10 protein-coding genes and 1 tRNA gene are annotated in these 11,276 nt (G+C 70.8%); 6 read left to right on the top strand and 5 right to left on the bottom strand.

Annotated elements, in window-relative coordinates; genetic code table 11:
• The first annotated feature begins 354 nt into the window (after nucleotides 1-354).
• Complete coding sequence (locus ACXN5W_RS08305; protein ID WP_473157578.1) at nucleotides 355-1,833, top strand: glutamate-cysteine ligase family protein; 1,479 nt, start codon at nucleotides 355-357, stop codon at nucleotides 1,831-1,833.
• 63 nt (nucleotides 1,834-1,896) lie between these two features.
• Here the strand turns inward: ACXN5W_RS08305 and ACXN5W_RS08300 are convergent, their stop codons facing one another.
• On the bottom strand, nucleotides 1,897-3,573 hold the full coding sequence (locus tag ACXN5W_RS08300; protein ID WP_473157577.1) for a hypothetical protein: 1,677 nt from the start codon (nucleotides 3,571-3,573) through the stop codon (nucleotides 1,897-1,899).
• Between the two features lie 241 nt (nucleotides 3,574-3,814).
• Here ACXN5W_RS08300 and ACXN5W_RS08295 point away from each other — a divergent pair, with 241 nt between their 5' ends.
• On the top strand, nucleotides 3,815-4,852 hold the full coding sequence (locus ACXN5W_RS08295) for a PASTA domain-containing protein (protein WP_473157586.1): 1,038 nt from the start codon (nucleotides 3,815-3,817) through the stop codon (nucleotides 4,850-4,852).
• A 7-nt stretch (nucleotides 4,853-4,859) separates the two neighbouring features.
• Here the strand turns inward: ACXN5W_RS08295 and ACXN5W_RS08290 are convergent, their stop codons facing one another.
• Nucleotides 4,860-5,147, bottom strand: coding sequence for a hypothetical protein (locus tag ACXN5W_RS08290; RefSeq protein WP_473157576.1), 288 nt, complete (start codon nucleotides 5,145-5,147; stop codon nucleotides 4,860-4,862).
• A gap of 467 nt (nucleotides 5,148-5,614) precedes the next feature.
• Here ACXN5W_RS08290 and ACXN5W_RS08285 point away from each other — a divergent pair, with 467 nt between their 5' ends.
• From ACXN5W_RS08285 to ACXN5W_RS08275, 3 genes are all read left to right on the top strand, one after another.
• Nucleotides 5,615-6,496 carry a helix-turn-helix domain-containing protein gene (locus tag ACXN5W_RS08285; RefSeq protein WP_473157575.1) on the top strand — a complete coding sequence of 294 codons (882 nt, stop codon included), beginning with the start codon at nucleotides 5,615-5,617 and terminating at the stop codon, nucleotides 6,494-6,496.
• Complete coding sequence (locus ACXN5W_RS08280; protein ID WP_473157585.1) at nucleotides 6,466-6,687, top strand: DUF397 domain-containing protein; 222 nt, start codon at nucleotides 6,466-6,468, stop codon at nucleotides 6,685-6,687. The genes ACXN5W_RS08285 and ACXN5W_RS08280 overlap by 31 nt, the downstream gene beginning before the upstream one ends.
• A gap of 255 nt (nucleotides 6,688-6,942) precedes the next feature.
• On the top strand, nucleotides 6,943-7,338 hold the full coding sequence (locus tag ACXN5W_RS08275) for a hypothetical protein (protein ID WP_473157574.1): 396 nt from the start codon (nucleotides 6,943-6,945) through the stop codon (nucleotides 7,336-7,338).
• Nucleotides 7,339-8,216: 878 nt separating this feature from the next.
• Here the strand turns inward: ACXN5W_RS08275 and ACXN5W_RS08270 are convergent.
• From ACXN5W_RS08270 to ACXN5W_RS08260, 3 genes are all read right to left on the bottom strand, one after another.
• Complete coding sequence (locus ACXN5W_RS08270; RefSeq protein WP_473157573.1) at nucleotides 8,217-9,023, bottom strand: WecB/TagA/CpsF family glycosyltransferase; 807 nt, start codon at nucleotides 9,021-9,023, stop codon at nucleotides 8,217-8,219.
• Entirely contained in the window at nucleotides 9,020-10,126 is a 1,107-nt protein-coding gene (locus ACXN5W_RS08265; protein ID WP_473157572.1) for an NAD-dependent epimerase/dehydratase family protein, read from the bottom strand. Before ACXN5W_RS08265 ends, ACXN5W_RS08270 begins: the two co-directional genes overlap by 4 nt.
• A gap of 70 nt (nucleotides 10,127-10,196) precedes the next feature.
• Nucleotides 10,197-10,282: transfer RNA gene (locus ACXN5W_RS08260), tRNA-Leu, on the bottom strand.
• A 209-nt stretch (nucleotides 10,283-10,491) separates the two neighbouring features.
• Here ACXN5W_RS08260 and ACXN5W_RS08255 point away from each other — a divergent pair.
• Complete coding sequence (locus tag ACXN5W_RS08255; protein WP_473157571.1) at nucleotides 10,492-11,274, top strand: FhaA domain-containing protein; 783 nt, start codon at nucleotides 10,492-10,494, stop codon at nucleotides 11,272-11,274.
• The last annotated feature ends 2 nt before the right edge of the window (nucleotides 11,275-11,276 follow it).

Genomic DNA, 11,276 nt, shown 5'->3' with positions numbered 1-11,276 from the left:
TAAGGGTGGGAAAAAGGGGCGGCGGGGGCTGTGGGGTTTTGGGGCACTTCTGTTCCCGACCCCCCCCCCCACCACCTATCCCCCCCCCCCCACCCCCCCGGGCCAGGATCGGGTGAGGTGCCGGTGACCCGGCCCACGGTGGGTGTCCCGGAGGTTGGGGTACTGGGCGGTTGAGCATGGGTACGGGATCTGTGCCAAGGTTGGCGCGGCGCCGTTGTCCGGTCATCCGGCAACGGCGTTGGTCCACCCTTGGTGCGGCGTGACCGTGCTCTTACCGTGATAGTTCCCACGCGCGTCCCCGCCCGCTACCGGGGCGGGAAACGCGTCCAACCGCGCCTTGCAGCTGGAGGGTAGATGGGCCGCGACGTCTCGCAGGGCGTTTTCTCCCGAGAAGACCGTGTCCGGTACCGACAAAAGGTTCGGCGGTGTCTGGACGTTTTCGCCCTGATGCTCGATGACTTCGGCTTCGACGCCGACCGGCCGATGACCGGGCTGGAGATCGAGCTCAACCTGATGGACGGCACCGCCGAGCCGGCGATGCGCAACTCGGAGATCCTGGCCAACCTGGCCGACCCGAACTTCCAGACCGAACTGGGCCGGTTCAACCTGGAACTCAACGCCGCACCCCGGCTGATCGAGGGGAACGGCTTCGCCGACTACGAGGACGACCTACGCGGCAGCCTGGGCCGGGCCGATGACCGGGCCAGCCAGTCCGACGCCCGGATCGCGATGGTCGGCATCCTGCCCACCCTCACCGCCGGGCATCTGGTGGCCGACAACCTTTCGGCCAACGAGCGGTACCAGGTCCTCAACGAGCAGATCGTCGCGGCCCGGGGCGAGGACATCGAGCTGGACATCCGCGGCGTGGAGCGGTTGGAGACACACACCGACTCGATCGCACCGGAGGCCGCCTGCACCAGCCTGCAACTCCACCTCCAGGTCGCGCCGGACAGCTTCGCCGACGTCTGGAACGCCTCGCAGGCCATCGCGGGGGTCCAGGTGGCGCTGGGCGCGAACTCGCCGTACCTCTACGGCAGACAACTCTGGGCCGAGACCCGGGTCGCGCTGTTCGAACAGGCCACCGACACGCGCCCGGACGAGCTCAAGGCGCAGGGGGTACGACCACGGGTCTGGTTCGGCGAGCGGTGGATCACCTCGATCTTCGACCTGTTCGAGGAGAACGTGCGGTACTTCCCTCCGCTGTTGCCGATCTGCGACGAGGAGGACCCGGTGGAGGTGCTGCACGAGGGCGGCGTACCGCAGTTGGCCGAGCTGCGGCTGCACAACGGGACCGTGTACCGCTGGAACCGGCCCGTCTACGACATCATGAACGGCCGGCCCCACCTGCGGGTTGAGAACCGGGTGCTGCCGGCCGGCCCCACCGTGGTGGACATGCTGGCGAACGCGGCCTTCTACTTCGGGCTGGCCCGGGAGCTGTCCGAGGCGGACCGGCCGGTGTGGAGTCAGTTGACGTTCAGCACCGCCGAGGAGAACTTCCACGCCGCCGCCCGGCGGGGCATCGACGCGACCATCTACTGGCCCCGGCTGGGCGAGGTTCGGGTCACCGACCTGGTCCGGGACGTACTGCTGCCCCGGGCCGCCACCGGGCTCGACCGGTTCGGGGTCGACCCGGCGCAGCGGGACCGGTTGCTCGGCATCATCGAGCAACGCTGCCACACCCGGCGCAACGGTGCGGTCTGGCAGACCGAGACGGTACGGGTGGCCGAACGCAGCCGGGGCATGGACCGTACGGCCGCGCTGCATCACATGCTGTTGCGGTACAGCGATCTGCAACGCACCAACGAGCCGGTACACACCTGGCCGGTGGAGTAGACGCCGGGTGGGACAGGCCGGTACGGCTGGACGCCCGCGCGGGTGGGTGCGGTACGGGTGACGTCAGCGGCCCGGGTCGGCCGTGGTTCCGGACGCGTCCGCCTCGGCGTCCCCGGGCTGGTCCGCCGTCTGCCCCGGATCCTGGTCGGAGGTCCGGGTCGGGCGAGCCCTGGCCGCACGCCGGGCGGGCTTCACCGGGCCCGCCTTCGCCGGGGGCGCTGGCTCTGCCTTCGCCGAGGAGGCCGGACCCGCCCCGGTCGGGCCGGTGTCTGTCGGCTCGGCCGTTGTCGAGTTGGCCCTGGTCGGACTGGCTTTCGCCGGACTGGCCTTCGTCGGGCCGGTCCTGGCCGGGCTCGTCTTCGTTTTCGTTGGGCTCGTCTTCGCCGGGCCAGCCGGGGACGCCGCCGGGCTGACCGAGGATGCCGCCGGGCTGAACTGGGACGCCGCCGCCGGGCTGCCCGGAGATGCCGCCTCGGCCGTATCCCGATCAGCCTCAGCCGTACCCCGATCAGTTGGCCGGTCCGGTGCGTTGCCGGCGGCGGAGCCACCACCGGGCTTCCGGTCGACGGCGCCGGTGGCCGGTGCGGCCCGGTCGTCGAACCCGACATCCGAGGGTGGACGGTCCCGATCCGTCCCGGCGGTGTCCGGATAGCCGCGCGCGTCGTCCGGGTTCGTCGGATCCGTCGCGACCTCGTCCGGGTCCGACACCTCGTGGTCTGGACCCGGTGCGCCCGGACCAGAGGTGACGTCGACCGGCTCGGCCGGCTCCGTGCGGAGCCGGTCCTTCCGCTGGGCGCGCGCGGCTACCAGGGCGGAGCCCAGCACGCCGATGACCACGGCGTACGGGGCGATGACCTGCGGCGGCAGCTGCTCCGCGCCGATGCCGGCGAGCCGTGGTGCGGTCAGGAAGTAGGCGGCGGCCACCACCAGCGGACCAGCGGCACCGGAGACGGTGGCGCCGACCCGGTTGGGGGCCGTCCGGGCCTGCCGGCGGGCCGCCAGGAGACCGATCAGGAAGGCGGAGCCGAAGGACAACGCCGCGGCGGGCCAGTGGAGGTAGCCACGGAACCAGAACCGATCGTCAGCTCCGGTGAACTGCCACGTTCCGAGCTGGGCGCCGGAGGTCTTCGCCCCGGACAGTACGGCGTCCAGCACGACCACAATGGCGAGTACCCACAGCCAGCAGGCCGTACCGATGATGTTGGTGGCGACCGCCGGTGAGGTGAGCGCCCAGACGGCGGCCAGCACCCCGATCAGCACGCCGAGCATCGCGTAGCCGGCCGCGATGGTCTGCGGGGAGAAGGTGTCGGTCCTGGTCGCGGTGCGGGCGGGTACGGCGATCAGGGCCACCGTGACCAGGCTGCCGAGTGCCGCGCCCAGGGCGAGGATCAGTCGCCAGAGGCCGCCGACCACCATCGGCCCGCCAGCGCGTCCCGCGCCGCCCGGAGCGCCAGCCGGCCCCGAACCGCTCGGATCGCCAGCCGGTCCCGTGTCGCCCGGATCGCCGGGGCCCGCTCCGGCCAGGCGGGCGGCGCAGATCGCCCCGACCACGGTCGCCGTGGCGGAAACCCAGACGGCCCATGCCGCGCTGGTCAGCCAGACCTGCTGCCCGCCAGCGTCGGTGGCCGGCAGCCAGACGATGATGCCCAGGCCATAGCCCAGGCCGAGCTGTGCGGCACCCGTGCCCGCCGCGACGCCGACGGCCGTCGCGACGGATCCTCCCCAGCCTCGTACGGCCATGCGGGGCAGCGTAGCGGTAGGTCGCCTGGTAGGCGACCCGTGAGCAGCGCTGCAAGGAAGGGCACCTTGTTATCGCATTTTTTATAGGAGGGGTCCCCGGTTAACTCCCGGCTGACCTGGCGGGCTCGCCCGGCGAGGTGTTCGCGACACGTCCGGGCGTGCGGGGTTCACCCAACGGGGCGGGCCGGACGGATAATCGGAGGGTCGGGATCCGACGGCCCACCGTGGAGAGGACGTGGCAATGTCGGAGGAGGGCGAGCCACGCGATGGCGCCGCGGGACGATCCGACGGCGAGCCAGAGCTCGGGAACGGCGCTGAGGGGCGGCCCGGCGACGAATCTGGGCGGCGGGGCGACCAGGACCAGACCCGGGCGCTCGATCAGGATCAGACCCGGGCGCTCGATCAGGATCAGACCCGCGCGCTCGACCCGGACCAGACCCGGGCGTTCGACCGGTTCGCCGCGGACAGGACTCGCGGTGAGGAGCCGCCCACCCAGCGGATCCGACCCGGCGCGTACGGTCCGGCCACCGAACGCTTTCCGGCGGCGGAAGGCAGCGAACCGTCACGAGATCAGACCCGACCGATTCCGGCGCCCGGCTCTGCGCCGCAGCCACCGCCCAACCCGGTGAACGAGACCCGACCGCTACCTCGGACCGGCGAGCCGGCCCGGGGGGCGCAGGGACCGGTGTGGTCCGGCCGGGCGGGAGTCCCGACGTCCGTCCCCACCCCGCCGGGCGGTGGAACCGGGCCGGAGTGGGCGACCGAGGAGGGTCCGTCGGGCCGGCCGTGGTGGCTGCCGATCCTGGTCGGAATCGTCGCGCTGGTGCTGGCCGCGGCGCTGGCGATCGGCATATGGCTGGTCCTGCGCGGCGGTGGGCTACCGGATCCGGCCTCGACCAGAACTCCGGTCGCTCCCGCCACCACCAATCTGGCCACCTCCACTCCGGCCGCCCCGACGAGCGCCGCCTCGACGAGCGTCGCCCCGACGTCGCAGGCAGCCACCACGGCGCCGGCCGGGGTGGCCGTACCGCCGGTTGTCGGGCTTTCGCAGGGGGATGCCCGTAGCCTGCTCGACCAGGCCGGCCTCGGCTACCGGCTACGGTTCCGGCAGTCCGACCGGCCGGCTGGCACGGTCGTCGCCACCGACCCGCAGGTGGGTAGCCAGGTCGCGCCCGGCGCGGTGGTCACGCTGTGGATCGCGACGGCGCCGACCGAGGCTCCGACCACCGCCAGCCCGGTCCAACCGAGCCCTCCGGTCAGCGCCTCGGTGAACGGCTGACGACTCGTCAGACCCGGGTACGGTCGCCCGCCCGTCGCCCGGTCCGGGCCACGCCGGTGGGACGTCTGGGTGCTGGAGCGGGGTTGCGGAGTTCCCGGAGACCGGCTTTCTGGACGAAGATGGACCGTCGCTCCACGGCGTCACCGGAGCTGTTGAGTTCGTATCCGTCGAGCCAGATCCAGCCGTCGTAGGTGGGCCAGTCAAGGACCCGGATCACCCGGAAGACAATGGGGCAACCGAACTGCACGCTAGCCTCGCGACCCACCTGTAGGACGTCGCCTGATCGGGGAAACACGTCAACTCCTGGGTCCAAATAGCACCGCCAGGAAAACCGGCGAGAGGTGGTCAGTGTCGAGAGGCGCGCGGGACGCGCGTCGGCGTTACGCTGCCGGCAGTGGCGGGCCGTTCACCCCATTTCGGGAGGTGAGCGGACGACGTGTTCTGATCGGTCAGCCCCGTCCGGCCGGGCCGGCACGTGAGCACCTGCCGGTCGGTCGAAACGCGGAGTGACGTCGTGCATACGCAAAGCCTGCCTGGTTAACATGATCAATGCAAGTTGCATGTCAGTATCTGCACGAGATTTGCCGCCGCGCGGCCAAATGCTTGAACTGCCCGCCAGAGACGCGGCAGACTTGCACCAACCTTCCGTCGTCATACCGGCTGACTGTGTAATCGGTCGGCCCGGCGACGACAGCCCGCCGATCGACGTCGCGCCCTCGGTCGGGTTGCCGCCCACCGCGCGATCGACCGGAGGTGACGCGGGTGACCGAGCGCCGGAGCCCCACCATCCGCCGCCGACGACTCGGTGCGGAACTGCGCCGCCGACGCGAGGGGGCGGGTATCACGATCGAGGCGGTGGCCGACGAACTCGAGTGCTCCGCCTCCAAGATCTCTCGCATCGAGACCGGCCACACCTCAGCGACTCCCCGGGACGTACGCGACATGCTGCGCATCTACGGGGTCGTCGGCGAGGAGAGCGACGAGCTTGTGCAGATCGCCCGCGAGGCCCGACAGAAGGGCTGGTGGCATCCGTACAGCACGGTGCTGACCGGCGCGTACGTCGGAATGGAGGCCGCCGCCAGCTCGATCCGGGCGTACGAGCAGCAGGTCGTTCCCGGCCTGTTGCAGACCCAGGAGTACGCCCAGGCGATGATCCGAGCCGCCCGGCCAGATATCTCGGACGAAGAAGTCGACCAGCGAGTCCGTGTCCGATTGGGTCGTCAGTCGTTACTGAGCCAGGACGATCCGATCGAACTATGGGTGGTGCTGGATGAGGCGGTAGTGAGTCGACCGGTGGGCGGGGACGCGGTGATGCAGGCCCAGCTGACCCGGCTGGTCGAGGCGGCCGAAATGCCCAACGTGACGCTCCAGATCCTGCCGTTCGGGGCCGGAGCGCACGCGGGGATGGACGGCACGTTCACGATCCTCGACTTTCCGGAGGCGGGCGATCCCGACGTCGTGTACGCCGAGAACGCGACCGGTGGACTCTTCTTGGAGAAGAACGACGAGTTGCAGAAGTACATCTTCATTTTCGATCACATCCGAGCGGCGGCTATTCCCCCGGAGGAGTCCGCCGCCTTGATCGCGAAACTGGCAGAGGAGCCATCGTGGAAGTGGAGACCAAAGGTTTCCGCGTCGACCTGAGTCACGCCGCCTGGTACAAGAGTTCACGTAGCGGCCCCAACTGCGACAACTGTGTCGAGGTCGCCTTTGTGGGTGGTGCCATCGCGGTACGCGACTCGAAGAACCCGGACCGCGCGGCCCTGGTTTTCACGCCGGACGAGTGGGACGCCTTCGTGGGTGGCGCCAAGGACGGCGAGTTCGACCTGAACTGACCTGAATTCCCCCCGTACGACAGACAGATATCGATCGCCACGCTGCGGTCGGTCCCGACGCGGTCACCAGCGGCCCCAGGCCGGAGGTGACCGCGTCGGTCGTTCCAGATCGACCACTCGTCATCGTATCGACACGTTGAGTAATGTTGCGGGATGCGGCGTGGCTGCCCGTGTGTCGCGTCGTTGTACCAGGCGGCGCGGCGTGGGCCGGCCAACCCGCTCGCGGGTTACGAGCACCGAGCGAGGGCGAGACCCATGACGATCGAATCGGAGAATCTGGGCAACGGATCGGCCAAATCGGAGCGCTTCGGTGGCAAGTACCGCGGTGCCCGCCGGGACAGCGTGCTGACCGAGGCGCCGTTGCCGGTTCAGGACGCCGGCCGGGACGCGGTGCCGGTCCCCGACGCGGGCAGCCCGGCGCCGTTGAGCATGGCCGGGCTGACCGAGCCGGTGTTCGAGCCGGCCGACTGGTCAGTCACCGCGTCCGAGCCCCTGGTGGAGCACCCGCTGCTACGCGGCCTGCTGATGGAACTGCCCCCCAAGGGCCGCACCCCGTCGCCGGAGTGGCTCGACCGCTGGTTCGAGGCCACCAGGGCGATCCTCGACCTGCTCTACGCACAGGGGGGCGGCACCGTCGGGTCCCCCCGCTGACGAAGACCCGGTCACCGTGGATCGCCGTACCGGCTCGGTGTTCGGCCCGGTCGTCCGGCCGGTCCGGTACGGGATCGGCCCGTCCGCTTCCGGCGCCCGGGCCGGGACCAGCGTCCGGGCCGGGACCAGCGTCCGGGCCGGGACCAGTGTCCGGGCCGGGTCCGTCAACCGGCTGTGCCGGAGAGCGTGTCGGATGCCGATGGCCACCGTGGCGAGTACCGCTGCGGTGAGGAGCGGCCCGAGCAGCCGGCCGGCGGTCGGCGCGGCGGTCGGGTCGACGACCGCCGCCGGCAGGATCGCCAGGCCGGTGAGCTGGGCGGGAAGTGCCACCAGCGGATGTGCGGCGGACGCGCGCAGCCCCGGGGGCAGCGGTGCGTCGGGCAATCGGGACAGCGCGCCGGCGCCGGACCGCAGCCCGCGCAGCCGGGGCAGGGTGCGCAGCGTCACCAGCAGGATCGGCAGGGCGGGCAGCGCGAGCGCGGCTCCGGCCGGTCCGCCCGGGACGCCGAGAAGCCACAGCAGCGTGCCGGCCGTCGTCAGCGCGCCGGCGATGACCACCCCGGACAGCGTGCCGGCGTGCCGGGCCAGCGAGCGGGCGGTACGGCGTCGTGGCAGGCCGTCCAGGAGAAGCCCGGTGGCGAGCCAGCCCGCACCGAGGGTGAGTACCACGACCAGCTTGGCGTCCATGCCAGCAGCCTGGTGTACCGCGACGCGCCCGACATCGGGGACGGACCCCCGATCCGCCCGCAGATCTCGCCCGTAGGGGACAGCGACGGTCGTCCGGCCGAACGACCGTCGCCGGGCGATCGCGCGTGGCTGGAGTTGAGCGGGGCCCCTTCCTATACAAAAAGCGATAAGAAGGTGCCCTTCCCTACCTCTCAGACGGGGAAGGTGCTGAGGCGGTCGGCGGCCGGGGGCGGTGGCGTCGCCGACCACAGCCCGGTCCGCTGCGCGGCCAGTCGGGCCAGGAACACGGGGTTGAGGATGACGTACCGGCGCCAGAGGCGGCGGGGTTCCAGCCCGAGTCGCCACAGCCACTCCAGACCGACGCGCTGCATCCATGGCGGCGGGGTGCGGAGCAGGCCGGCGTGGTAGTCGAAGGCCGCGCCCACGGCCAGCAACGGCATGTCCAGCAGGGGTCGCATCGCGTACGCGAACACCTCCTGGCGGGGGCAGCCGAGCCCGACGAGCACCAGTCGAGCGCCGGAGGAGCGGATCCGGTCGGCGATCTCGACATCCTCGCCCGGCTGCGCCGTACGGAACTTCGACGGCTCCACACCGGCGAGTTTGAGCGCCGGGAACATCCGCTCCAGCGCCGGGACCAGCCGGGCCAGGGTCGGCTCGGTCGAGCCGTACAGGTAGACCGGCAGGCCCTCGTCGGCGCACCGGGCCAGGACGCGCAGCGTCAGCGTGGGTCCGTACACCCGGTCGGTGAGCCCGGCGCGGTGCAGCAGGTTCAGCGCCCAGCGGACCGGCTGGCCGTCCGGGGTGACCAGGTCGAACGAGTTGAGCCGGGCGTTGTGCGGCGGATCCTGCACCCCGGTCATCACGCCGTGTACGGCCAGCGCGGTCAGCGCGAACGGCCGGCGGTCCCGGGCCGCGGCCAGCACCCGCTCGGTCGCGGTGTCGTAGTCCACGGCGTCCACCAGGACACCCAGGACGTTGTGCTTCCCCCGGCCGGTCACGCCTTCGACACCCAGGTCTCGGCGTTGGCCTCGTACATCTCCCGGAGAATCATCGGTACGTCGTACGTGAGTTTCCAGCCCGGGTAGTGCTCCTCGAACCGGGTCATGTTGCTGATGTACCACTGGTGGTCGCCGGTCCGGTTCTGCTCGATGTAGTTGATCCGGGCCTCCCGGCCACTGATCTCCTCGGCGATCCGGAACGCCTCGATGTGTGAGGCGTTGGAGTGCCGGCCACCGCCGAGGTTGTAGACCTCGCCGGAGCGGGGGTTGCGGAAGAACGCCTCGAACGCGGTGAGCACGTCGTGCGAGTGGATGGCGTCCCGCACCATCTTGCCCTTGTAGCCGAAGAGGTTGTACGTCCGGCCCTCCATCACGGCACGCATCAGGTAGGCCAGGTAGCCGTGCAGTTCGGCGGCGGCGTGCGCCGGGCCGGTCAGCGTGCCGCCCCGGAAACAGGCCGTGCGCATCCCGAAGTACCGGCCGTACTCCTGCACTGCCACGTCGGCGGCGACCTTGGAGACCCCGAAGATCGAGTGCAGGCACCCGTCGATCGACATGTCCTCGGTGATGCCCTGGTGGTAGGGGTGGTCCTCGGGCAGCTCGTACCGGGTCTCCCGCTCGACCAGCGGCAGGCTGTTCGGGCGGTCGCCGTACACCTTGTTCGTGGAGCAGAAGATGAACGGTGCCTCGATCGCGTGCTGGCGGGTGTTCTCCAGCAGGTTCAGGGTGCCGACCGCGTTCACGTCGAAGTCGGTCAGCGGCTCCTTGGCGGCCCAGTCGTGGCTCGGCTGGGCGGCGGTGTGGATGACGACCGAGATGTCCGACCCGTACTTCTTGAACACCTGCTCCAGGGCGTCCCGGTCCCGGATGTCGGTGGCGAAGTGGGTGTACGCCGGGCCGAGTTCGGCGGCCAGCCGCCGCAGGTTGCCGGCGGTGGAGCCGTCCTCACCGAAGAAGTAGCGGCGCATGTCGTTGTCGATGCCCACCACATCCATACCCAGCCGGGCGAAATGGCGGACGGCCTCCGCGCCGATCAGGCCGCCGGAACCGGTCACCAACGCGACACTCACACATAACTCCTGGGTCGGGTGCGGGACAACCATCGGAGCATAACCCGCCGGCGAGCTGGCCCCGACATGAAGAAAGGCTCCGCGACCGCGGAGCCTTTCTCGCTGGTGGGGAAGGGGGGAGTTGAACCCCCACGCCCTTTCGGGCACACGGACCTGAACCGTGCGCGTCTGCCATTCCGCCACTTCCCCGTGGCACAGCGCCGGGACCGAGTGTAAGCATGTCCCCGACCCGCCCGATCACCGGGGGTCCGGACATATTACGCTGCTTCCCGTGCACCGCGGTCGCTTCCGGCCGCGGCGGATGGAAGAGTAGCACGACAGCCCCGGCCCTCAGGACAGGCCGGTCAGCAGTCGGCCGAGCGGCGTATGAGCTGCGCGCGCCCCGGCCGGATACCATCATGTCCTCGGGACCCGAGGAGGAGCCGGTGAGCGTGCTGCAGCGCTTTGAGAAGCGGTTGGAAGGCCTGGTCGAAGGAGCCTTCGCGAAGGTGTTCAAGGGGGTCGTGCACCCCGTCGAGATTCTGAACGCCATGCAGCGGGAGGCCGAGGCCCACAAGGCGATACTCGCCGGTGGGCGCACCCTGGTGCCGAACCGTTACGTGATCGATCTCTCGCCGTACGACCACAGCCGGCTGGCGCCGTACGCCGCCGCGCTCGCCCAGGAGCTGGCGCAGTCGCAGGCCGAGTTCATCGGCGAGCAGGCGTGGACGGTGTACGGCGACGTCATCGTCGAGATCGAGCGGGGCGACGGACTGGACACCGGGATGTTCCGGGTCACCGCCGAGGTCTACACCGGCGGCGACGTCGCCCCGGTGCAGCATCAGGGTTACGACGCGCCACCGCAGTACCCCGCGTACGACCAGGGTGGTGGCTACGGTCCCCCACCGGGACAGGGCGGTCGCAACATCCGGCTGGTCTCCGGTGACGGGCGCACCTACCCGTTGCAGATGGGCTCGACGGTGATCGGCCGGGGCGACCAGGCCACCCTGCGGCTGCCCGACGTCGGGATCTCCCGCCGGCACGCCCGGCTCGACTTCGACGGCGCCCAGGTGGTGCTGACCGACCTCGGCTCGACCAACGGCACCATGGTGAACGGCCAGCGGGTCTCGGCGGTGGCCCTGAACCCCGGCGACATGATCCAGCTCGGGACCACCACGCTCACGTTCCGCGTGGACGGCTAACG

This window comes from Plantactinospora sp. A48, from assembly GCF_055793945.1.
Note: the sequence above shows the minus strand (reverse complement) of the source record. Positions and strands in the feature narration are given on the sequence as shown.